This is a genomic window from Rothia sp. LK2492 (genome assembly GCF_040946345.1).
Taxonomy (GTDB): Bacteria; Actinomycetota; Actinomycetes; order Actinomycetales; family Micrococcaceae; genus Rothia; species Rothia endophytica.
On record NZ_JAYWLX010000008.1, the window covers coordinates 30,694 to 55,160 of the forward strand.

At 56.3% G+C, this 24,467-nt stretch carries 16 protein-coding genes; 9 read left to right on the top strand and 7 right to left on the bottom strand.

The features are described 5' to 3' along the window. Positions 1–179 precede the first annotated feature (179 nt). Positions 180–1,187: a lipoyl synthase gene (gene lipA / locus VVR27_RS09160; protein WP_368548069.1), complete on the bottom strand. Its 1,008-nt coding sequence runs from the start codon at positions 1,185–1,187 to the stop codon at positions 180–182. 84 nt (positions 1,188–1,271) lie between these two features. Next, positions 1,272–1,943 (bottom strand): lipoyl(octanoyl) transferase LipB, encoded by a 672-nt coding sequence (gene lipB, locus VVR27_RS09165; protein WP_368548070.1) that lies wholly within the window; start codon positions 1,941–1,943, stop codon positions 1,272–1,274. Positions 1,944–2,189: 246 nt separating this feature from the next. Between lipB and VVR27_RS09170 the strand changes: the two genes are divergently transcribed. Then, complete coding sequence (locus tag VVR27_RS09170) at positions 2,190–3,725, top strand: protein kinase (RefSeq protein ID WP_368548071.1); 1,536 nt, start codon at positions 2,190–2,192, stop codon at positions 3,723–3,725. A 47-nt stretch (positions 3,726–3,772) separates the two neighbouring features. On the opposite strand, the gene VVR27_RS09175 is transcribed toward VVR27_RS09170, so the two are convergent. The 4 genes from VVR27_RS09175 to VVR27_RS09190 form a co-directional block, all read right to left on the bottom strand. Further along, a complete protein-coding gene (locus VVR27_RS09175; RefSeq protein WP_251379828.1) occupies positions 3,773–4,153 on the bottom strand; it encodes a hypothetical protein in 381 nt (126 codons plus the stop codon). Between the two features lie 144 nt (positions 4,154–4,297). Beyond that, a complete protein-coding gene (sucB, locus tag VVR27_RS09180; RefSeq protein ID WP_368548072.1) occupies positions 4,298–5,995 on the bottom strand; it encodes a 2-oxoglutarate dehydrogenase, E2 component, dihydrolipoamide succinyltransferase in 1,698 nt (565 codons plus the stop codon). A gap of 84 nt (positions 5,996–6,079) precedes the next feature. Then, entirely contained in the window at positions 6,080–7,474 is a 1,395-nt protein-coding gene (lpdA, locus tag VVR27_RS09185) for a dihydrolipoyl dehydrogenase (RefSeq protein ID WP_368548073.1), read from the bottom strand. A 346-nt stretch (positions 7,475–7,820) separates the two neighbouring features. Beyond that, positions 7,821–9,335 carry a leucyl aminopeptidase gene (locus VVR27_RS09190; RefSeq protein ID WP_368548074.1) on the bottom strand — a complete coding sequence of 505 codons (1,515 nt, stop codon included), beginning with the start codon at positions 9,333–9,335 and terminating at the stop codon, positions 7,821–7,823. A gap of 289 nt (positions 9,336–9,624) precedes the next feature. Between VVR27_RS09190 and VVR27_RS09195 the strand changes: the two genes are divergently transcribed. From VVR27_RS09195 to VVR27_RS09205, 3 genes are all read left to right on the top strand, one after another. Continuing rightward, positions 9,625–10,587 (top strand): PAC2 family protein, encoded by a 963-nt coding sequence (locus tag VVR27_RS09195; RefSeq protein ID WP_368548075.1) that lies wholly within the window; start codon positions 9,625–9,627, stop codon positions 10,585–10,587. Between the two features lie 225 nt (positions 10,588–10,812). Continuing rightward, positions 10,813–12,315 (top strand): DUF4192 family protein, encoded by a 1,503-nt coding sequence (locus VVR27_RS09200; RefSeq protein WP_368548076.1) that lies wholly within the window; start codon positions 10,813–10,815, stop codon positions 12,313–12,315. Between the two features lie 267 nt (positions 12,316–12,582). After that, positions 12,583–13,911, top strand: a complete 1,329-nt coding sequence (locus VVR27_RS09205; protein WP_251379834.1) for an RNA polymerase sigma factor — start codon at positions 12,583–12,585, stop codon at positions 13,909–13,911. A gap of 181 nt (positions 13,912–14,092) precedes the next feature. Here the strand turns inward: VVR27_RS09205 and VVR27_RS09210 are convergent, their stop codons facing one another. Continuing rightward, positions 14,093–14,284, bottom strand: coding sequence for a hypothetical protein (locus VVR27_RS09210; RefSeq protein ID WP_251379835.1), 192 nt, complete (start codon positions 14,282–14,284; stop codon positions 14,093–14,095). A gap of 210 nt (positions 14,285–14,494) precedes the next feature. Here VVR27_RS09210 and VVR27_RS09215 point away from each other — a divergent pair, with 210 nt between their 5' ends. The 5 genes from VVR27_RS09215 (at position 14,495) to cydC (ending at position 24,400) form a co-directional block, all read left to right on the top strand. Beyond that, positions 14,495–16,591, top strand: coding sequence for a type IIA DNA topoisomerase subunit B (locus VVR27_RS09215; RefSeq protein WP_368548077.1), 2,097 nt, complete (start codon positions 14,495–14,497; stop codon positions 16,589–16,591). Between the two features lie 74 nt (positions 16,592–16,665). After that, positions 16,666–17,682, top strand: a complete 1,017-nt coding sequence (locus VVR27_RS09220; RefSeq protein ID WP_368548078.1) for a malate dehydrogenase — start codon at positions 16,666–16,668, stop codon at positions 17,680–17,682. A gap of 268 nt (positions 17,683–17,950) precedes the next feature. Beyond that, positions 17,951–19,519, top strand: a complete 1,569-nt coding sequence (locus VVR27_RS09225; protein ID WP_368548079.1) for a cytochrome ubiquinol oxidase subunit I — start codon at positions 17,951–17,953, stop codon at positions 19,517–19,519. A gap of 14 nt (positions 19,520–19,533) precedes the next feature. Then, positions 19,534–20,595, top strand: coding sequence for a cytochrome d ubiquinol oxidase subunit II (gene cydB, locus VVR27_RS09230; RefSeq protein ID WP_368548080.1), 1,062 nt, complete (start codon positions 19,534–19,536; stop codon positions 20,593–20,595). A 67-nt stretch (positions 20,596–20,662) separates the two neighbouring features. Continuing rightward, the gene (cydC, locus tag VVR27_RS09235) at positions 20,663–24,400 is read left to right on the top strand and encodes a thiol reductant ABC exporter subunit CydC (protein ID WP_368548081.1); all 3,738 of its coding nucleotides are present in this window, start codon (positions 20,663–20,665) and stop codon (positions 24,398–24,400) included. Positions 24,401–24,467: the final 67 nt, after the last annotated feature.

Here is a 24,467-nt window from a genome sequence, read left to right on the forward strand (position 1 = left end):
CCGGGAAAACCGGCGGGCACTTATACCTAAGATTGGGCTGATTATTGAACTTCAGGGGCTGAGAAGTTCCCGCTCTCTCCCACGAATTAACTAGCTGGCAGAGAGTAGGAGGTATCTGCAGGTGCCATCGTTCATCTAGGATATCGGCGGACCTGCTGACGGGAGCTGACCCTCTCAGCTTAGCGGCCGGCTGCTACCAGTGAGCTTGCTTCCTGCGCAGCGTACCCATCATCGGAGATATGCGCTAGGTGCTCGGGGATTTCACGGCCGTTCTTTTTCATGGCACGTGCCCAGAGGCGTCCGGCGCGGTAAGAAGAACGCACCATGGGCCCGGCCATGACGCCGGCGAAGCCGATTTCTTCTGCCATAGCTGAGAGTTCTACGAATTCTTGGGGTTTGACCCAGCGTTCGATGGGGTGGAAGAGGGGGCCGGGGCGCAGGTACTGGGTGAGAGTGATGAGGTCGGTGCCGGCGTCGTGTAGATCGCAGAGTGCTTCGTAGACTTCTTCGTTGGTTTCACCCATGCCCAGGATGAGGTTGGATTTGGTGATCATGCCTGCCTCTTTGCCTTGGGTGATGACGTCTAGTGAACGTTCGTAACGGAAGGCGGGGCGGATCTGCTTGAAGATACGGGGCACGGTTTCGAGGTTGTGGGCAAAGACTTCGGGCTTGGCATCGATGACCTGCTGTACGTCTTCTTCCTTGCCCTTGAAGTCGGGGATGAGAATTTCGACACCGGTGTTGGGAGAGACGCGGTGAATTTGGCGGATGGTTTCGGCGTATAGCCATGCGCCGCCGTCCTCTAGGTCATCTCGGGCGACGCCGGTAACGGTGGCGTAGCGCAAGCCCATTTTCTTGACGTTGAGGGCTACCTTGATGGGTTCGGTGCGGTCGATGGCAACGGGCTTGCCGGTATCAATCATGCAGAAGTCGCAGCGTCGAGTGCATTCTGAACCGCCGATGAGATAGGTTGCTTCGCGGTCTTCCCAGCACTCGAAGATATTGGGGCAGCCTGCTTCTTCGCAGACGGTGTGCAGGCCTGAGCCGCGGGCAAGGTCAATCATTTCCTTGTACTCGGGGCCAACTTTGGCGGTGGTTTTGATCCAGGAGGGTTTTTTCTCGATGGGTACTTCGGCGTTGCGTGCTTCAACGCGCAGTAGCTTGCGGCCTTCTGAGGTGGTGCTCATTAACGGTGCTCCTTTGGTGTCATTACCATTGGTTGTTTAAATCTTGGGCGCAGGCTGGGGTAACGGAGGTCGCGCCCGTAGGGTTTAGGGCTCAGGCGTGAAATTTTCAGCCAGGGTATCTGTGTACCGCAGCATATGTGCTTCTAGTGCATCAACAATATCTGCCGGGTTTACATTCCGCCCCAGCTGTTCGCTGATGGTAGTCACGCCAGCGTCGGTGATCCCGCAGGGAATAAAGGGCTCAAAAACATCCACGGGGTTATTGCAGTTAATGGAGAAGCCGTGCATGGTGGTATTTTTTGAGACGCGCAGGCCGATAGCTGCAATCTTCTTGTCTTGCAGCAGAGCGCCATCACCGGGCACCCATACACCTGAGCGCCCTTCGATGCGCTGGCAGGTGATCCCCATTTCAGTCAGGAGGTTGATGAGGATTTCTTCGAGGTCACGCACAAACTTCACTACATCAATGGGTTCGAGGAGGCGGACGATGGGGTAGCCCACCAGCTGACCCGGGCCGTGCCAGGTAAGTTTGCCGCCGCGGTCAATTTTGATGACGGGGGTGCTCTGGTCAGAAGGGTATTCGTGGCTTTCGGTGCGTTTGCCGGCGGTGATAACTGCTTGGTGCTCAAGGACGAGCACGGTATTTTGCTGCTGCTTGGCAGCTACTTTTTGGTGGGTCGCCTGCTGCAGTTCAAGCGCCGATGAGTAGTTCACGTAATCGGGGGCTAAACCTACCCGTTCAAACTTTAGAGCCATAGCTTCTAGACTATCGTTTTTGCCCTGCAGTGAGAAAACCGAGAGGGCGGTGCCCCTGTGTGGTTGACTATGTTTTTGCCAACAGTTGCTTTCAGCTGTGTTGTTGAAGGTTAGGATGCTCACCGGTTCTTGATGACTCTGTGTATCTTTCTATCCACAGCCGGTCTTCACCGCGTTGACCAGTGCATTTCTGCTCTCTGTGGAGAGCATCAGCGGAGATTGTTCGGTAGGTGTATCACTGTTTCTATGAGCACTGCAGAAACCCTAGGCCAGCAACCCACCCTGAGGGCTCCTAACGATGTGATGGTCCGCTACCCGCTGGAAAACGGCAACAGGCACAGCACCTGGATTGTGGAGTGCGGGGAGCACACCGCCAACAATCTTGAAATGTCAGCAGGAACCTACACACTAATACAGCTTAATGCTGGTCAACATCAGTATGTGAAAGCAGCCGAACGTCTCTGTGCACTGGTCTCTCACCCCCATGTGCTCACGGTGGTGGCGGTGACTAGTAGCGGGGAAAACGATCAGGTTTGGTGTCAGGCCGCTGAAGCTGGAACACTAGCTGACTACTGTGCGGCTAAAGGCCGGTTACCCCTCGAACAGGTCAGCCGTCTAGCGCACGATCTGTGTGCGGCGATGACCTATCTGCACGAAAACCATCTATCCTTCAGTCAGCTCACCGGTCAGCAGGTCGTGTTTACCGTTGCTGGGGAGCTTAAGCTTCTGGTTCCCTCTCTTGATGTGAGGGATGCTCCAGGTGAGGTACTCAAAAAACACCGGGCAGAAGATATTTCTGCTCTCGCAGCCTTGTTATGGTTCTGTCTCACCGGTGAAAAGGCTGCAGCTCAGCGTTTTCGTAAGCCGTTATCGCTCAGCGTCCCAGAAGCAGGGGAGACTCTTGCGCGCACCCTAGAGGACGCCATTGATCGCCGCTCGGACCAGCCGGGGCTTCAGCAAATAGCTGCCCTCTTCGAGCTTTCGAAGGACCCTGAGCCTCTAGAGCTACATTTGAGCGCTCATGAAAGCGTGGTTTCCCGCCTGCCAGCTATTAGGCCAACCCGCTTTGATTCTGTGCCTAAAGAGCGATTTAGGCGTAAACCGCCGCTGCTGGGTGAGGTTCAGGATCTCAGCGCGTCTCAGGCTACCTCAAAGAAAATGTTTTCTAGTAAAAAAAGGGATAGACGGTCACCGCTCATCCTTGGCACCCTCACCGTGTTGGCTATGCTTGTGGGCGCAGGGATTCTGCTCACCTCTCAAGAGTCTCCTTACAGCCCTCCAGAGAGCGCCATAACAGAGCCATCCAGCACTCTAGTACAGCAAAGCCTACCTGCACAGCCTCCAGAAGCCGCCTCAGAGCCCTCTACCGATGGTGGCGAGACTTCTTTAGACTATGCCGAGAACCTATCAACTCTCATTGATACACGCAGCCAGGTGCTAGCCTCGGGCAAAACCGGCGAGATTACCCGTTACGCACTGGCAGAGTCAGAGCTGCACCGGGCTGATACAGCACTTATAGCAGCTGATAGCGACCGTCAGTTAGCCTCGATGACAACTCAGCTAGTAGAAATCAACACTATTGAGGTTCAGGGCGACGACATCACGGCCCTAACGATCATTGAAGCTCAAGGTTATGAGCCTAAGGGGAGCGAGGAGGAGCTGGAAACAGCAGGAATCTATACCGCTGGGGGTAGGGTCTTTCAGCAAGTAAATGTTAGTGCCCGTGTACAAGATGGCCACCTATTGCTGGTATCCGCAGTGCCCCAAACTCTTGAAGAGTAAACGAAAACGGCGCCGGTAACTTACCGGCGCCGTCCTAACAAAAAATTTTAGATGTGAGTGTTCATGAAAACTGCAATCAGAATATTCACCAGCGCCAAACCACCAACGGTGTGAGCAAGCGCGATGTTCTTGGCGTCTTCAGGTCGGCCTACTGCCAGGGCTGCCTTGTATTTCTTCTGGCCCATGAAAGCAGCGATCGCGATGATCAAAGCAAGAAGCATCTTGATGCCAATCATCATGTGGTTGAGCACCATGCCCTGACTCATCTGCCAGAAATACATGGCAAAGCCGGTGATGAGCTGCAGCAGGGCCGCATGGAACTGGCCGGGCACAACAATGCCCTTCTTAAGATTGGCTACCCAGATACCGAAGACAAGGGAAGCACCGATAAGGTGAAGAGCAAGGAGAACTGAAAACGCGATAGACATAGATACCAGTCTACTGAAGACACCTTTTTATATCGACACTATGACACTAAAACAGATGTGGAACTAGGCACGTGGTCCGTAAAAAAAGGGGCGTTACCCGGAGAACCCGAGTAACGCCCCTACCTTCTTGAAAGGCTCTAAGCCTTAGAGACCGAGCTCAGCGTCGAAAGCTGCTTCTTCAAGACGGGTCTTGAGGAAGTTGAGGAAGCGACCGGCATCCGCACCGTCTACTACACGGTGATCGTAGGTCAGTGAGAAGTAAGCCAGGCTACGCACAGCAATGACATCGTTACCATCAGCGTCCTGAACGATAGCGGGACGCTTGTTGGTTGAGCCGATACCCAGGATAGCAACGTTGGGCTGGTTAATGATCGGGGTGAAGAATACACCGCCGGTCTGGCCGGTTGAAGAGATGGTGAAAGTCGAACCTGAGAGTTCCTCGGGGCTGACCTGGCCGTCGCGGGCACGGCCTGCAACGTCACCAATCTTCTTAGCAATACCTGAGATGTTTAGGTCGCCGGCATCCTTGATGACGGGAACCATCAGACCGCGGGGAGTATCAACTGCGAGACCGACGTTTTCGGAACCGTGGTAGGTGATTTCCTTGAAGTCTTCGCTCATGGATGAGTTGAACTGGGGGAACTGCTGCAGAGCTTCGGTCACTGCCTTGACGAAGAAGGGCAGAACGGTTAGCTTAGCGCCCTCGCGAGCTGCGAAGCCATCCTTAGCCTTGTTACGCAGAGCCATCAGACGGGTCAGGTCAATTTCCTGAACGGTGGTCAGCTGAGCTGAGATAGCCAGTGACTCAACCATACGCTTAGCAACAACCTGGCGAATACGGGGAGCCTTCTCGGTGGTGCCGCGCTTAGAAGACTTTTCAACAGCAGGAGCCGCAGCCTTCTGAGCAGGAGCAGCATTGGCCGCGGGAGCTTCAGCAGCAGGCTTTGCCTCTACTGCAGGAGCAGCTGACTTCTTGGCGTCAGCGGCTGCCTGGACGTCCTGCTTGCGGATACGACCACCAACACCGGTGCCCTTGACGGTGGAGAGGTCAACGCCTTCCTGCTTTGCCAGCTTGCGAACCAGGGGAGTCACGTATGCCTCACCGGTGTTCTCAGAAGCGGGTGCGGAGTCAGCCGCAGGAGCTTCTTCCTTCTTCTCTTCTTCAGCGGGAGCGGCAGGTGCCTCTTCCTTCTTCTCCTCAGCTGCGGGAGCCTCGGGAGCCTTTTCAGCGGGAGCAGAAGCAGCTGAGGCTGAACCGATAACAGCCAGAACCTGGCCTACCTCGGCGTCCTCATCTTCCTGGATACGGATTTCAAGCAAAGTACCAGCGACGGGTGAGGGGACCTCGGTGTCGACCTTGTCGGTTGAAACCTCAACCAGGGGCTCGTCGACAGCGACTTCTTCGCCAATTTCCTTGAGCCAGCGGGTGATGGTACCTTCGGTGACGGATTCGCCGAGTGCGGGCAGGGTAACCTCGGTGCCCTCAGAAGAACCGGCTGAAGCAGCAGGAGCTTCTTCTTTCTTCTCTTCAGCGGGTGCCTCTTCAGCTACAGGAGCCTCTTTAGCGGGAGCTTGATCAGCTTCTTCCTTTGATGCTGAACCTGAACCGTCGCCAATAACAACGAGAGGAGCACCAACCTCGATGTCCTCGTCTTCTTCAACGAGGATTTCTTCGATAACGCCGGCGACGGGTGAGGGGACCTCAGTATCAACCTTATCGGTGGAAACTTCAACGATAGGCTGATCAACCGAAACGGTTTCGCCAACCTCTACGAGCCAGCGGGTGATGGTACCCTCGGTGACGGATTCGCCCAGTGCGGGCAGTTCTACGGTAGTGGACATAGTCCTTCGTATCTCCTTGTGAGTGATGAAAATTTATGAGGGTAGGTGGCGGGTTGAGACCTGCCACCTACCGAAAGCTGATGATTAGCCGTGCAGCGGAGCGCCGGCTAGTGCCATAGCTGCTTCACCCAGTGCCTCGTTCTGAGTGGGGTGAGCGTGTATGAACTGTGCAACGTCCTCGGGGAAAGCTTCCCAGACAACCCACATCTGAGCTTCACCAATCTGCTCGCCCATACGCTTGCCAACGGCGTGAACACCGATGATGGGGCCATCCTTCTCGCGGATAACCTTGACCAGACCGCCGGTGCCCAGGATGGAGGACTTGCCGTTGCCTGCCAGGTTGTATTCAGCAACCTGAACATTTTCCTTGCCGAACTTCTCTTCAGCCTTGGGCTGGGAGTAACCGATGGAAGCGATTTCAGGTTCGGAGTAGGTGACCTTGGGGATGTTGATATCTTCAACGACATGGGGGTTCAGACCTGCGATGTCTTCGATGACGAAGCGGCCCTGCTGGTAGCTGCGGTGAGCGAGCTGCACGCCGGGGACGATGTCGCCGATTGCGTAGATGTTAGCTACGCCGGTGTGCAGGCGCTCGTTGGTGATAACGAAGCCGCGATCCATGGTCAGACCCTGCTCGTCGTAGCCAAAACCTTCGGTGTTGGGGCCACGGCCCACTGCTACCAGAACAATCTCAGCTTCGAAGGCGGTGCCGTCTTCAAGGGTAACCTTGGCGCCATTGGCGTCCTGCTCAACGGTCTTGAAGAACTTGCCCAGCGAGGACTTGATGCCGCGCTTCTTGAATTCGCGTTCGAGCACCTTGATGATGGCGGGGTCTTCGTTGGGTACCAGGTGGGGTAGGCCCTCAATGATGGTGACGTCTACGCCCATGGAGTTCCACATGGAAGCGAACTCTGAGCCGATGACGCCGCCGCCGAGCACGATAGCGCTCTTGGGGAGGTAGTCCATCTGTAGGGCTTCGGTTGAGGTGAGAACCTTGCCGCCGATTTCGATGCCAAAGGTCTTGGAGACTGAACCCGATGCAAGGATGATGTGCTTACCCTTGTAGGCGGTGCCGTCTACGGTGATGGTGTCGGTGCCGGTGAGCTTGCCTTCACCCTCAATGACGGTAACCTTCTTCATTTTGAGAAGACCGGTCAGGCCCTTGAACTTGCCGGCAACGATGCCGTCCTTGTAGCTACGAACCTTAGCCATGTCGATGGAATCGAGGGTGGTGTTCACGCCGTACTTCGAAGCTTCGCGTGCTTCAGAAGCGAGTTCCGCTGCGTGCAGGTAAGCCTTGGTAGGGATACAACCGGTGTGCAGGCAAGTGCCACCAAGGTTGCTCTTTTCGACGAGACCAACGGTGAAGCCAAGCTGCACTGCTCGTAGAGCGGCTGAGTAACCAGCGCTGCCACCACCGAGGATGAGGATATCGAATTCTGTTGTTGCCGAATCGGCCACGTTGACGCTCCCTTGCATGGGTTGCGGGGTATAAGCCCCCTTATGTACTGTCCCCCATAGCTTATCGCTTGCAAGGGCACACCTCCACTATTCAGGGGCGTTTTGTTACTTAGCCCTTAGCAGTAGCCTTCTTGCCCCTGCTTTAAGCGTGGAAGTAAGTGTTAGCGCTGGTAGCGTGGCTTTCGGGCGGTTTATAAGGTGGATGCGGTTCTGTTGGTCAGCACCTATACGGCGGTCTTTAATTCTTTTTGTCCCTATCTGCGATGTTTTCTATGGCAAACACCACGGCTTGTGGTGAAAAAAGTTACACCCCGCACCACTCTAGAGGGGTGCGGGGTGTACTCAATCTCTAGCGAGCTAGATCTTAGGCGTATGTCTCAATGAACTTGAGCAGGGTTGCCACCGAGTGGCCGGTGCCTTCCTTGGGAGTGTAACCGTAGGCGGCCTCCTCATTGAAGGAGGGGCCGGCGAAGTCAAGGTGGGCCCAGGGGATTTTCGCCCCGTCTTTTTCTCCCACAAATTCTTCAAGGAAGAGCCCTGCCACCAGCATGCCGCCATAGCGGGAGCCAATATTTTGCAGGTCAGCAACGGGGGACTTAAGAGAAGAGCGCAGGTGCTCGGGCATGGGCATAGGCCAGTAGGGTTCGCCAGTTTCTTGTGAAATCTCTGCGACCTTTTCACGGATCTCTTGATCACCCATGACCGCTGCGGTACGAACACCGAGCGCAATGAGCTGGGCGCCGGTTAGCGTGGCGATATCCAGGATGACATCGGGTTCTGATTCTGAGGCGTAGGCAAGACCGTCAGCCATGACGAGCCGACCTTCGGCGTCTGTATTCATGACTTCAACAGTGCGGCCCCCGCGCATGGTGAGGACGTCCTCGGGCTTGGTTGCAGTGCTTGAGGGCATGTTTTCAGCCAAGCAGAGGTAGCCGGTAACAGCTACGGGAATCTCTAGTTCAGCGGCTGCGGCTACGACGTTTAGTACGGTGGCGGCACCGGCCATATCTGACTTCATAGTTCCCATGGCGTTTCCGGGCTTCAGCGAAATTCCGCCGGTATCAAAGGTGATGCCCTTGCCAACAATTGCAACCGTCTTCACAGCGCCGGCGGGGGTGTACTTAACCTCCACAAAACGGGGCTTGCGCGCTGAACCCTTGCCCACTCCAACAATGCCGCCAAAGCCTTCATCAAGAAGCTGGTCAAAGTCCCACACTCGGGCTTCGACGTTCTCAAGGCTGGCTACGCGCTCAACTGCCTCTGCAGCGAAAGTTTCGGGGTAGAGATGGGAAGGAGGGGTGTTGACCAGGCGTCGGGTGTGGTCTACTGCCTCGCCGACGATCAAGGCGCGGGTGAGTACCGGCTCAGCATCAGCTGCGGAAATCTCGGTAATAATAGTGACATCCGAAACCGGGGCCTTGACGCTATCAGCGGTTTTAGCGCGAAGTTGCTTGTCACTGAAAGCACCAAAAGCTGCACCCTCGGCAAGGGCGGCCACTTCTTCAAGACTATCGGTGCCCAGCGCTATCGCAACGCTCTCTACACCGGCCAGCTGACGGATGGCTGATCCAGCGGAGTATCGCAAGTTATTGAGGTGGGCCGTAGCGTCCTCAGTCTGCTTGCCCAGTCCAATGAGGGCGATGATATCTGCACCGGCTCCGTCGATTCCGGGTAGTCGAGTGAGCTCGTCAGCAGCACCGGTAACCCCTAAATCTTCCAGGATAGCTTCGAGACCCTCAGCTGTTTCAGTCTCCAGGGGGGTGTGCGCCAAGGCGGGGCCTTCATCGGTTGAATGGACACCGAGGACCAGGACTCCGGCGTCCAGGTGCTCAAGTTCAGCAGCTGAAACTGAGAAGGAAAGGTCGTGAGATTCGCTCATATACATGCTCCTTACAAAGCGTTGGGGGTGAGAAATGCACCCGCGAAGTGAGGGCTGAGGCCGTTCATGGATGAAGCGGCCCCCGTGATTCACTACTCAAGAGTAGGTGGGTTTTGAATAAATGTGTACTAAGCGCCGTGCTGACGGTTGAAATCACCGCACAGCGAAACCCCTCACAGATCAGGGCTTGGAATGAAAAGAGGATAATGGGTGTTAGAACCGTTACGGCCATTCGATGTTCGAGGTTGCTGGAGTACTATGGTTACTCACATCAAGGATTATGAGACGAATGAGCTACGGTAGAAAGGGGCTTGCAATGATGAATAGGGATAACTCGGAGCAACTGTATATTGCTCACTCGGGTATCTTTGAGAACCAAAGATTGCAGGGCCTGCCTCTGGTCATCGCGCTTTCTCACCCTCAGGACGCCGGTGGAACGGCCGGGCACTTGGGCGAGGTGCTTTTGCACGAGCTTAACAACATCCCTCTGGTTGAATTTGATGCTGACCGGTTGCACGATTACCGCGCGCGCAGGCCCAGAGTGACCTTTAAACGTGACCACTACACAGACCCTGTATTGCCAGAACTAAAGCTGTATGCCGTAGAGGACCGCCTAGGTAAGCCTTTCTTGCTGCTTACGGGGGCCGAACCTGATCTGCTCTGGCAGCGTTTTACCGCTTCGGTCGTCGAATTAGCGCAACGCCTTGATACCTCTGTGGTGCTCCTGATTTCGGGGTTCCCCATGCCGGTTCCCCATACCCGCCCTTTGCCCGTGACGGCCCACGGCTCCCGCAAAGATCTCACGCGAGGTATTTCTGCTTGGAAGCCAGAAGCAATCGTTCAAGGGTCAGTGAGTAGTTTGATTGAAATTGCTCTGGATGAAGCTGGAATCGGTACCGCAGGGTTTGCGGTGAACGTTCCGCAATACCTTTCTGAGTCAGAGTTACCTCAGACAGCGCTGGTCGCCATGGAACACCTGTCAATGGCTGCGAAGCTGAGCTTGCCTTCTGATCGTTTGAGGGAAATGTCAGAGAATGTTCAGCTCCAAATCAATGAGCAGGCTAGCGCCAATCCTGAAATCCAGATGATGATTTCTCGTCTTGAAGCCTCCTACGATGCCAACGCTGGTGATGACGGCTACGTTGGTATCCCGCTATCTCAACGGGCTGCTGGTGTGGTACCTTCACGCGATGAAATTGGGGCTGAAATTGAGGCCTATCTGGCTCAAATGAACAACGGGGATCAGGACTAGCGTCCTAGCTACCTCTACCTAGCCCACTGAACTGGTCGGGGTTTAAGCCGTGAACTAGGGGTGTGCAGAGCCTAGGTAGCTAGGCGTCATTTTCTGTCGCTAGCTCACTGTATGAGGCTCATTGAGAACCAGGTACCGCTGATTTTTCGGTAGTTTTCTCGACGAGTTCATCCACAGCGCTTCCTGGCATTGAAACAGGCTATCCTGGCCGGGCAGGCTAGGTGCATGAATAGCCGATACCCTTTTGCATCTTTTTATCCGACCGGTTTGTTGCCAGTCACCGGCGATTACCCACCGAAGATTAACACTCCTGTGCGGCAAGAAGCCGACGTAGTGGCGGTGTGTGTGCACACCCTGGGGTTCTGGCCGCGAAATTCCCTGGTTTTACTGACCGTGGGCTCACCGGGGGTAGGGCCTTTGCTCCGTATAGATTTACCCGTGGCAGGGGAAGAGGACTACGGGGAATATTTTGACTTCTTCCTCTCCCAGCTACCCCAGTCTGCCGCGGACCCCGACTCCTACAATCGTCTCTTCGCAGTTTTCTTCGGGAGCACTGCAGGTGAGATGGATAAGGAAAGGGAGGTAGTAGCGCCATATTCTCTGGATTATTCAGATTGCTCAGACAATAACTTTATTGATCAGGTGCAAGTCCTCATTCCGCCCCTCCACCGCTGCCTGGATAACCGATCTATAGACCTCATAGACGTGATAGCAGTAGGGCACAGATTCCTCTGGGCACTTCACCCGCCAGAGCTCACCCTATTGCCCGCTACCCCAACCGCTAGCGTGGTAGATAGCCCTATATACCGCGAGATGTTCGGACAGGGCTCTGATGTGGCGAGAAGTCATGAGGAGTTCCTCGAAAAATATCTCTGGGATCCCATGGAAACAGCGGACGTCAGTCGACGCGATAGCTGGCTTGCCCACACTGAGTTTGCTGCGCTGAGATATCTCACCCAAAAGGCTGAAAGTGATGTGGGTGAGTACCATCAAATACGGGCTGAACTTATGATGTGGGACGCTGCCTTGCAACGTGGTGTTGAGGTAATGCTGGGGTACCGCTCTTTAGGGGTTGATAATCCCAAAGATTTATCAGGACCACCTCACCGTGATGTGGTGAGCCCAGCACCAGCTGACCTCATGCGTACCGTGCTCAACCAAGATGTTGGAGCTTATCTGATTGCTTCTCTCAACAGCACCGCCACCGTGCAACTGGTCATCTACCTTGCTTGCACCGGGCTTCAGGAGGCGCTAGCTGCCCTTGAAAATATTAGCTGCCGCTTAGAAGAGACTGCCACGGTGGGTCTAGACAAGAGCCAGACCATACCGGTGCTACCTCAGAAAAGCAGCCTCAATAGGTACGGCCTTGACCGGAAGAGCCTTCTGAACCCGGTTAAAACTAAGGAACCTGCTGACAGCGCAGCAATCGCGTCCATGGCATCAAAGCTCTGTGGGCACGACACTCTAAGCCCTAACTGGGACAGACTAGCTGCACTGTGCGCTATTGCCACGATTCTTGAAGAAGCTGCCCATCATAAACCTGAAAGCCTACTCAAACTAGCTCAGGCATGGGCTCACTGGTTGCAGGGTAAGTCCACTCTCGCAGACTACCTCCTGAGGGCGGTGGAGCCGATTCACCACGGCAATGAGCCCACCGTCTTACATCGAGTCCTCGATGCCGGAGTTTTACCCGTCTGGTTATCTGCTAGGCCACAACCCAATATCTAACGTGATGAAGAACGGTCAACCTTGGGTCGTGCTAAGTAGGTAAAGACCAAAAAACATGTCATACTTGACTACTGACCCCGCTCACAGTACTGCGTGAAATCTGCACCCTTCCCAGGGAATAATGTTATGCAACCAGGTGTTATCCCACATAGAAACCCTGATTCAAACAGCGATTTTCAATGACCGCAGACTTGACAGGGTCTTAGGTGTTTTGACCGCGAACACCGCGCACCATCGCACACGGTCAGCTAATCAGAAAGGTTTTCTGTGTCACCAGCCGCACGCAAGAAAGCAACCAGCGATACCGCTGCAGCCAAAACAACTGCCGTAAAAACCTCCACCCGTGCCAAAGCAAAAAAGGCGGATGAGGTAGCTGACGCCCTAGAAGCAGACGAGGCCGAGACACCCGCTGCTGCGCCCAAGAAAACCACCGTTCAAAAAGCAGCGCCTAAAAAGGGACGCAAAGCTAAAGACGGTGACGAAATTGAAACTGAAGACCTAGATCTTGAGTCCGGAGACCTCGAACTTGACGATGAAGAAGTTGACGAGGAAGACGGCGATGAAGCAGAGTCCGTCACTAAGGAAGAAAAGAAAGAAGCAGAAGCCGTAGCGGCTAAAGGCTCCGGCTTCGTTCTGACTACCAACGACGAAGATGATGCCCCCGCCGTCCGCGTCGTCACCCCCGGTGCCACGGCAGACCCGGTCAAAGACTACCTTAAGCAAATCGGCAAGGTTGCCCTGCTAAACGCAGAGCAGGAAGTCGACTTAGCCATGCGCATCGAAGCTGGCCTCTACGCCGAGCACAAGCTCAAAGACAACCCCGATATGAGCCCTGAACTCAAAAAAGAGCTCCGCTGGGTTATTCATGACGGACGACGCGCCAAGAACCACCTGCTCGAAGCCAACCTTCGCCTGGTCGTTTCACTAGCTAAGCGCTACACCGGCCGCGGTATGCTCTTCCTGGACCTCATCCAGGAAGGCAACCTGGGTCTAATCCGTGCGGTAGAGAAGTTCGATTACTCCAAGGGCTTCAAATTCTCAACCTACGCCACCTGGTGGATCCGCCAGGCTATCACCCGCGCCATGGCAGACCAGGCTCGTACCATCCGCATCCCCGTTCACATGGTTGAAGTCATCAACAAGCTCGCCCGCGTGCAACGCCAGATGCTGCAGGACCTAGGCCGCGAACCCACCCCCGAAGAGCTCGCTAAAGAACTCGATATGACCCCCGAAAAGGTCATCGAGGTCCAGAAATACGGCCGTGAACCCATCTCACTGCACACCCCCCTGGGCGAAGACGGTGACTCAGAATTCGGTGACCTCATCGAAGACTCCGAGGCAGTGGTCCCCGCCGACGCAGTCTCCTTCACCCTGCTCCAGGAACAGCTACACAGCGTCCTTGACACCCTCTCAGAACGAGAGGCAGGCGTAGTGGCCATGCGCTTCGGTATGACCGATGGCCAGCCCAAAACCCTGGACGAAATCGGAAAGGTTTACGGGGTTACCCGCGAACGTATCCGCCAGATCGAGTCCAAGACCATGTCTAAGCTGCGTCACCCCTCACGTAGCCAGGTTCTGCGAGACTACCTAGACTAAAACTGAACACAATGAGTAAGGGCGCGGGTAACCATTCCGCGCCCTCTCATTTGCCCAGATTCGGTGAAGGCCGTCGGACCAAGCGCAACTCATACCAGGGCCAATCATGGACACCAACACAAGGAGCCCCGCAACCCTAGGGTTGCGGGGCTCCTTGTATCAACAGCGGGGGAGTTAGCTACTAAATACGGCCGGTCTGGTCGTCCCACTCAGTAGCAACTTCGCGCAGCTGCTGCTCATTCTTGCGGGCATGGTGGCCGCAGAAAACCAAATCATTACCACTAGCAAAAACCACGCGTACATAGGCCTGCGCCCCACAGGCATCACAACGATCAAGGGCGCTCAGCTCGCGAGCTTCAAGAGTTGCACTCATCATTTACTCTCCTTCTCTGAACTTTTAGGGTCTACCCCCATACAACCACTTAGCAGACCGCACTGCACCGGCTTTCGCTCAGGGCACTAAGCCAGCCGGAGGCGACATAAAACCCAGCTAGGCCTCTAAACGTCAGGGCATCAGCCGCATAATCCGAACACATGTACTAAACTAAAGAGTCGATAAGTCCGTCAGCCCCAAGGAGACCCCGTGGCCGCCAGCAACTACACCGCGAGCAACCTATCAGTCCTCGAAGGTCTTGAAGCCGTGCGTAAACGCCCCGGCATGTACATCGGCTCCACCGACTCTCGCGGGCTCATGCATTGCCTCTGGGAAATCATCGATAACTCCGTAGACGAGGCGCTGGCAGGGTACGGGCAGAACATCCAAATCATCCTGCATAAGGACGGCTCGGTAGAGGTACAAGATGACGGCCGAGGTGTGCCCACCGATATCGAACCGCGCACCGGCCTCTCAGGCGTTGAAGTGGTCTACACCAAGCTACACGCTGGGGGTAAATTCGGCGGTGGCTCCTACACGGCTTCCGGCGGTCTGCACGGTGTGGGCGCATCGGTAGTTAACGCGCTGTCCTCCCGCCTGGATGTACACGTGGACCGCGGCGGTAAGACCTACCAGATGAGCTTCCGCCACGGCGTCCCCGGCATCTTTGACGATGGCCGCACCCCAAAACCTGATAATGCTTTCTCTACCGCAGGCGATCCTCTACAGGTCGTAGGTAAAGCTAAACGCGGTGTCACCGGAACCCGGGTGCGTTACTGGGCTGATCCCATGATCTTCACCCCGGATGCCAAATTCAGCTACGCTGACCTGACCGCTCGCGCCCGCCAGACTGCCTTTCTGATCCCGGGTCTACGTATTGCTATCCGCGATGACCGCCGCCTACCCGGAACACCCGGTGAGAACGGAAGCTTTGAAGAGGTCTTCCAACACGATGGAGGGATCGGGGAGTTCGTTGAATACCTGGCTCACGATACCTCCGTGACCGACATCTGGCGCTTTACCGGCAGGGAAACCTTCACCGAGACGGTGCCCGTGCTCGATGGTAAAGGCCACTCCAAACTCACCGAAGTTGAGCGTGAATGCGAAGTCGATATTGCGCTGCGCTGGGGGATTGGCTATGAGACCACTCTGCGCACCTTCGTCAACATCATTGCCACCCCTAAGGGAGGCACCCATCAGACCGGCTTTGAACAGGGTCTGCTGAAGACCTTCCGTAAACACCTGACTGATAATGCCCGCAAATTTAAGGTGGGAGCCAACGAGAAAATCGAGAAGGACGACGTGCTGGCAGGCCTCACCGCGGTGCTGACCGTGCGACTGGCTGAACCACAGTTTGAAGGCCAGACCAAGGAAATTTTGGGCACCCCAGCAGTGCGCCAGATTGTTTCTAAGGTAGTTGCCAAGCAACTAGCGGAGAAACTGAAAGCTACGGCGCGGGCCGATAAGACACAAGCCACCCAGCTTTCTGAAAAAGTGGTTGCTGAAATGAAATCCCGCGTCTCAGCACGGGTGCACAAGGAAACCCAGCGGCGCAAGAACGCGCTAGAGACCTCGTCCATGCCCACCAAACTGGTGGACTGCCGCACCACGGACGTCGAGAAGTCTGAGCTTTTTATTGTGGAGGGCGACTCGGCGCTGGGAACAGCCCGCCTGGCGCGGTCATCCACCTACCAGGCGCTACTGCCCATTCGTGGCAAAATTCTGAACGTTCAGAAGGCCTCTATTACCGATATGCTGGCCAACACCGAATGCGCCGCTATTATTCAGGTCATTGGTGCCGGTTCAGGTCGAAGCTTTGACCTAGACTCCCGCCGCTATGACAAAATCGTGATGATGACCGACGCGGACGTGGACGGCGCCCACATTCGCACGCTTCTGCTAACCCTTTTCTACCGCTATATGCGGCCCCTGGTTGAGGCAGGTAAGATTTACGCTGCTGTGCCGCCCCTGCATCGGGTTGAGGTGGTGCACCGCGGTAAACCCAATGAAATGGTCTACACGTACACCGAACAAGAGTTACATCAGTTGCTGGCTAGCCTTGAAGCTGAGGGTAAGAGCTACAAAGAGCCCATCCAGCGCTACAAAGGCTTGGGTGAAATGGATGCAGATCAGCTGGCTGAAACCACCATGGACCCCCGCCACCGCATGCTCCGCCGGGTGCGGGTCTCAGATGCCGAGGCGGCTGAGCGTGCTTTTACCCTTTTGATGGGTTCAGAGGTTGCCCCCCGTAAGGACTTTATTATTCGAGGCGCGCACAAGCTCGATGCTGCGGCTATCGATGTTTAAGGATCTATTGCTCGCTCCCTAAACACCGGGAGTCAACCGGTAAGAGTTACGCAAGTCACTATATAATGTTGTCCATGACACCTTCAAAAAAGAATCCTGTTACGGTCACCGTTACCGGTGCTGCCGGTCAAATTGGTTATGCCTCGGTCTTTCGCATTGCCGCCGGTGAGATGTTGGGAGCTGACACCCCAGTTCGCCTGCGGCTCCTCGAAATCTCTCAAGGGCTCAACGGGGCCGAGGGGACCGCTATGGAACTGACTGATGGCGCCTTCCCGCTGTTGCAGTCGGTGGAGGTTACTGATGATCCCACTGTTGGGTTTGACGGTGCCAATGTCGCTTTGTTGATTGGCTCCCGCCCCCGCACCAAGGGCATGGAGCGCGCCGATTTACTGGAAGCCAACGGCGGTATTTTCTCGGTGCAGGGTAAGGCGATTAACGACCACGCGGCTGATGACGTGCGGGTGGCAGTGGTGGGAAACCCTGCCAATACCAACGCCCTCATTGCAGCCTCGCACGCACCCGACGTCCCGCTGGAGCGCTTTACCGCCCTGACCCGCTTGGACCACCACCGCGCTGTCGGCCAGCTAGCACTAGCAACCGGGGCAGCAGTGCAGAATATCGAAGGGGTCACCATCTGGGGTAACCACTCCGCCAGCCAGTACCCCGACCTCTTCCATGCCACGGTGGATGGGCGTGCGGCTCTTGATGTTTTAACCGAAAAGGGTCTAGACCAGAGCTGGATTGAAGAAACCTTTATCCCCACGGTGGCCAATCGCGGTGCCGAAATCATCGCGGTGCGAGGCGGGTCGTCAGTTGCTTCTGCCGCTCATGCAGCTTTGATGCACGTACGCGATTGGACGCTGGGAACAGGGGAGCGGTGGACCTCCATGGCTGTCCCCTCGGATGGATCTTACGGGGTGCCTGAAGGTCTCATTAGCTCTTTCCCGGTGCGCTGTGTGGGAGGAAAATATGGGATTATTCACTCTTTTGAGCACTCGGATTTTTCGAGGGACAAGATTGCTACCTCGGTGGCTGAGCTTGTTGACGAGCGTGAGGCTGTGGCCCAGCTGGGCTTACTAGGGCAGCGCTAACCTATCTGACCTTGAGTTCTACCCGCACCTGTGAATAGGCAGGGAGACGCCTTAGGGGGATCCGCTGTGCACCTAAAGGTCCCAGCGTGTATTAGCGTTTAAGGCACCTTTAGTCATGCGTCAAATCCCGCTCTGACAGGGTGTAAGTGACCTTAAGTGATTCCCAATTTTGGGGGTGTACCATAGTTCAAAATCACCACAGTAAGGTCGGACTGCCGGGCATCGGTAGCGACGCTTGCTCACCCCTTCGCACTTCACAAGGACACCGATGGATCCCCTCGAAATCGCCCGATGGCAGTTCGGTATCACCACTGTCTACCACTTCATGATGGTCCCCCTCACCCTGGGGCTCGGCGCCGTTGTGACAGGTTTCTATATCGCCTACATCCGCACTCAAAAGCCCGAGTACAAGCGCATGACCAAGTTTTGGGGCAAGCTCTACCTCATTAACTTCATCATGGGCGTGGCCACCGGTCTAGTGCAGGAATTCCAGTTCGGTATGGCCTGGAGCGAGTACTCCCGCTTCGTAGGAGACGTATTCGGTGCCCCTCTTGCCATGGAAGGTCTTCTTGCCTTCTTCGTAGAATCTACCTTTTTGGGTCTCTGGATTTTTGGTTGGGACAAACTCAAACCCAAAATCCATGCAGCCTGCCTCTTCATGGCGGTTGCAGCATCCTGGCTCAGTGCCTACTTCATTATTGTGGCGAACTCCTGGATGCAACACCCCGTTGGTGTTGAGATGGTGGACGGACGCCCCGTTCTCAATGACGTCTGGGCTGTGCTGACAAATAACACTGCTATGGTTGCCTACCCCCACGCTCTGGCGGGTGCGGTGCAGGTCGCGGGTGGTTTCTTAGTGGGTATCGCCTGGTACAAGCTCTGGAAGCGCCGCCGCGATGGTGTAGATACTATCGGTGAGAACGGCAAAGTAGTCGTTGGCCAGCAGGTAGAAGGCGCACGTGATACCACTGACTTTACGGTCTGGTTCAAGTCCCTGCGTATTGGTGCAATTGTAGGTCTCATCGGCTTCTTGGGTACCGCCTTCACCGGCCATTCCCAGGCACAGCTCATGATAGAACAGCAGCCCATGAAAATGGCTGCAGCGGAGGCTGCCTGCCACGACGGCACAGGTTTTTCGGTCTTATCACTGTCTTCACCCGGAGCCCAGAACTGCGATGAGGTTCAAGCGATCCTTGAGATTCCCGGGCTCCTCTCCTTCCTTGCCTATGGGGACTTCACCACCAACGTCGCCGGCATCACCACTCTGATGCCTATCTACGAAGAAACCTACGGCACCCACCTGCCCGATGATCCCGAACTCTACGGCGAGCGCGCCGGTTCAGAAATCGACTATCTGCCGCTGATGGAGGTCACCTACTACGGTTTCCGCGGCATGATTACCCTGGGTGGGGTAAGTGCCCTGTCTTTCCTCTACGTTTTGTGGGTGACCCGCAAAAAGGGTGAGGGTACCGTGCCAGAAGCGAAGTGGATCTCTAACCTGGCGATAGCAGGTATTCTGGCACCTTTTGGCGCTAATATCCTGGGCTGGGTCTTCACTGAAATGGGCAGGCAACCTTTCGTGGTGGCTCCCAATCCGGATGGCAACCCCGCTATTCTGATGTTCACTGCAGCCGCGGTATCGCCCGGGGTTTCTGGGTTTGAGATTCTCTTCTCGCTGGTCTCCCTAGCACTGGTATATGCCGCACTGATGGTGGTTGAAATTTACCTGCTCGCAAAATACGTCAAGGCCGGGGTGGTAGCCGCCATGCCTGAACTGGTTGAAGACCCTCAGCAGGATGACCACGATGACCGCGATGTTCTCGCGTTCGCTTACTAGACAAGGGTAGAACAATGTTTGATCTATTTGCCGACCAGCCTCTCTTACCCACCATCTGGTTTGCCGTCGTTGGCTTTTTCTGGATTGGTTATATCGTTCTGGACGGTTTTGATCTCGGGGTGGGCATGCTCATGAGTCGCCTTTTCGCTAAGAACGAGAAGGAACGCCGCCTACTGCTGAACACCATTGGTCCTGTATGGGACGGTAACGAGGTGTGGCTGGTGACGGCTGGTGCCGCGACTTTTGCAGCCTTCCCGCTCTGGTACGCCTCGCTCTTCTCTGCCCTCTATATTCCGCTGACCCTTACTCTGCTAGCCCTCATCTTCCGTGCAGTGGGTATTGAATACAGGGGCAAAAAGGACAGCGCTCGGTGGATTGCGGGCTGGAACCTAGCCATTTCTCTGGGCTCACTAGTGATTGCTTTTATGATTGGTGCCCTGCTGGCCCTCACCAGCACCGGCCTTCCTCTTAACGCTAACGGAGACCGAGTGGGCGGCGCCTTTGCCTGGGTAACTCCCGCAGTGCTGATGGGTGGTCTGGCAATGGTGGGGCTGTCCCTCGTCATGGGTTTGGCCTTCGTCGCCCTCAAGACCGACGGCGAGATACGCCACCGCGCCCGTACGCTGTTACTGAGGCTGTTGCCGCTGCTACTTCTGCCTGTGACCGGTTGGGTTCTCTACTTGCAGTTCACCGCGGGTAAAGCCCTCTCTTTGGCCTTTACCGTAGTTGCGGTCATTGCTGCGGTCGGGGCCTGGACACTGCTCAAAGCCGGCCACGAGGGGAAGGGCTTTGCAGCCCTGGCCAGTTTCACGGTCTTGGGGGTCAGTGCTATCTTCCTGGCGCTCTACCCCAACGTCCTGCCCTCCACCTTGAATGAAGCACATCACCTCACGATTTCCAGTGCATCAAGCTCTGACTACACCCTAACTGTCATGAGCTGGGTGGCTATCTTTGGAGTGCCAATTCTACTGATCTACCAGAGCTGGACCTACTGGGTCTTCCGTCAGCGCCTGACCGTTGATCATATACCCACAGCCCATGATGTCACGGAGCTTGCTCGCAGAATCAGCAAGTAAGGCCGTGATTTTCTGAGAGGCCGAAGCACGAGTCCCGGTTCGGCAGGCCGGTAGAGATACTACTACAATGGTGAACAAACTATTCGCGGCAGCAAAGGCAGAAACCTTCATGGCGAACCCAAAGAACAGCAGGCCACCCTTGGGACCCGATGCCAAGAAAAACCTCGCGGTTTTTTCCCTGCTGATTGCCATCAAAACTTTGGCACTGGTAGTCTTCGCTGCCGTCCTCGGTACTGCTATAACCTATCTTGCGCGGCTGACGTTCGCTGTCTTCCATGAAGGTGCGACCTACGCCAGCGCGGTGGAGGCTCAGCGTGCGGTCTTCGCAGGCAACGGGCGAGCAGAGGTTGAGGGTATCTTTTTTGCCAGCCCTTTTGTGGAGCCCAGCGTCCTGTCACTCGCCCTGACAGGTACCTTAGCCCTCATCGTGCGGGCAGCAGCGGACTGGTATCTCACCTACTACGCACAAAAAGCTGCTACCGGTGCAAAAACCACTCTTCGCCGTCAGGTGATCCGGAGAGTGCTAGCTACCGGAGGGATCGATACACCTGATGGTACCGGCGCTACCGCTGTACTGCTCTCACGCGGCCTTGATGCACTGGATCACTACTACACCAAGACACTAACAGCCTTTGTGTCCACTGCCGTTATCCCCAGCATTTTGCTACTGGTGATAGCGTTCTATGACTGGGTATCAGCCCTCATTATCGTGCTCACCTTGCCCCTCATCCCGGTGTTCATGGTGCTGATTGGCCGTACCACCCGTGAAGATACGGCGCGCGCCCAAAAGGATCTGCTGCGTCTATCTGACCATATCGTGGAACTGGTTAAAGGGTTGCCGGTTCTGGTGGGGTTGGGGCGTTCACGCGCACAGTCTAAAGCGCTGGGGGAGCTGGGTGAACGCTATCGAAAAGCTACGATGTATACCCTGCGTAGCGCCTTCCTCTCCTCGCTTGCCCTAGAGCTCATTACCACCATCTCTATCGCACTGGTGGCTGTCTTTATTGGTCTACGTCTGGTTGAGGGAAACATGGGGCTAGACGTCGCCCTGCTCGTTCTCTTATTGGCCCCCGAATGCTACCAGCCACTGCGGGACGTCGGCACCGCCTATCACCAGTCGGAAGAGGGCGTGGCAGCCCAGCGCCGCGCCCAAGCAATTATTGATCAACCGGTACCCCAACCCATGGTTGCCCCCGGCGGAGACTATATATCGGTACGCGACCTCTCACTGAGCTACCCAGGGCGCGAACGCGTCCTCACCGGTGTGAGCTTCAACCTCAAGCACGGCACCACCACCGCCATCACTGGCCCTTCAGGCTGCGGCAAATCCACCCTGCTGGGTGTGCTGGGTGGCTCCCTGCGTCAGGGCCTGGTTCCCACCGGCACCACAGAACCAATCAAGGTTAGCGGATTAGTGAGTGGCACCGGATCCACCGTATGGATCAGCCAGTCTCCAGCCTTCATCGCCCCCACAGCTCTGGCAGAGGTTGCTCTCTACGCCGCCGTGACGCGCGGTGAAGGGGCCCTTGAAGGCATCCACTACGCCTCAACCCTGCTCGGTGAAACCGTTGCTTTCACCGAAGAAGACCGTGAATTTTTTACCAGCTATCTGCACGCTGTTGGCCTAGCTGACCTGGCAGATTTGCCGCCCGAGGCGCTCTCCGCCGGGCAAATGCGCCGCCTAGCTATCGCTCGAGCTCTCGCCCGCGTTGCCACCTTGCAGGCAGAGAACCACCGCGTCACCGTACTCATTGATGAACCTACCGCCCACCTTGACCCTGTCTCGGCAGCCAAAGTCAACGTAGCGCTCGCTGCCCTCCAAGAAACGGGCGCCACACTCATTATCGTCACCCATGACACCCAGCTCGCTGCTGCTACCAATAACCGTCTGGACGCCGCCCGGCGCCCTCACGGGGTAACATGGCAGCTGACCTCTCAAAATACAACCGGGCTGGGAGGTTATGCCCTGGGCACCTTAGCCCAGGCGGTGGCCACCGGTGAGCTCGAAGACTCAACTCCAGCGGCGCAAGCTGAAGAGCCAAGCGCACCGCACCGCCGCCGTATCCCCGGTATCGTGAGCACCCTGCGCACCGCACGAAAACTCACCGGCATTAGAACTCATCAGACCTTACTGCCTGTCTTCCTCTCGGTTCTGACCGTGGTCTTTGCCGTCAGCCTCACCGCCCTATCAGGCTGGTTGATTGTGCGAGCTGCTGAGCAGCCAGCCATGATGTACCTCCTGGTAGCGGTGAGCGGTGTGCGTTTCTTTGGCCTGGGCCGTGCAGTGAGCCGCTACGCCGAACGCCTTAAAACCCATGACCTCGTGCTCAAAGCAGCTAATGCCCTGCGAATACGCGCCTGGGATGCCGCGGGGCGCAGCGTGCTATCGGTACGTTCCCTCCTACGCGGTGACCGGGTGCTAGACCGCTTGGTGGGTGATGTTGATGAGCTGCGAGACACCGCCCCCCGCGTTCTGCTGCCCGTAGCGTCCCACCTCATTGTCATGGGCCTGGTAGTCCTTGTGACCGCGCTAGCTACCCCCATCGCGCTACTACCCGTAGGGCTAGCGGTACTCATCGCCACCTTTATCATCCCAGCAGTGGTCATCCGTGCTGATGCACGTGCGGACGCCGCGGCACGCAGGGAAACCGCGGGCCTTCTGAGGTTAGGTGTATCCGCCATCGACGCTGCCCCGGACCTGCACAATAACGACCTGGACCAAACGGTTGCCTTAGCACTTTCTCGCAGGGATGGTCTGAACGTGCGCTCCCGCATCCATAGTTCGCGTGCGATCGGTGTGGGGCAGGGGCTCATGGTCGCTACCTGGTGGGGAGCCGCGCTCGCTACCATCATCTGTGTGTGGCCCTCGGTACGTGATGGGGGTATTACTGCCCCCACCGCTGCAGTGGTTATTCTGATGCTCACTGCCCTCTTTGAGACCACCGCTGCCCACGTGGAAGCCGTACGCAACTGGCCAGCCTTTGCAATCCTGGTAGAACGTACCCGCGAGCACCTGGCCGACGTTGAAGCGGATCAAGGCGACCAAGAAAGCGAGGCGCAGGAGCGCCAGAACATGCGCGATATTCTGGGGGAACCCGGAGTTGGTCGCTCCCAGCGAAGTGCCCACAGCACCATCACCCTTGAGCTTGAATCTTTGGCAACCCGTTGGCCAGACATGCAGCAACCGGTCTTTAGCGGTCTGAGCGCCTCAGTTTCTTCCGGCGAATGGTTGGGCATCACCGGCCCGTCAGGCGCGGGAAAGACCACGGCGCTGGCTACTCTGCTCGGCTTCCTACCGCTTGAAGAAGGTGAGATTCGGGTCAACGGCCAGGTCTTTGATGCCCAGGCGCTCAGGGGCTATGCAGCCTGGTGCCCTCAGTCTGCCTACATCTTTGAATCGACCATCGCCAACAACCTGGCAATTGCTCGCTCGTCTGAGGAAAGGCCCACTGAAACTGAAATGTACGAGGTGCTAGACCGCGTGGGGCTCGGAGATTTTGTGCGGCAGCTACCGGCGGGCTTGCAGACTCCCGTGGGCGCTGGAGGTTCCTTCGTCTCTGGCGGTCAGCGCCAGCGCATAGCCATCGCTCGAACCCTGCTGGTGGATTCTCCGCTGCTCCTCATGGACGAACCCACCGCCCATCTGGACGCTCCAGCCGCTGTGGCACTGATTGATGAGGTTGCTCGCGGCACCAAACGTACCTCAGCAGATCAACCGTCCGGTAAAACTACCTTGCCCGCTGTTGTGCTGGTATCGCACCGTGCAGAAGATATTGCTGCCTGCGATACCGTCGTCAAACTCTAGAACCGCTCAAAAGAGCGGTGCCCTGGCAAGCATGCTAGCTTGCCAGGGCACTTTCATTTACTGAGGT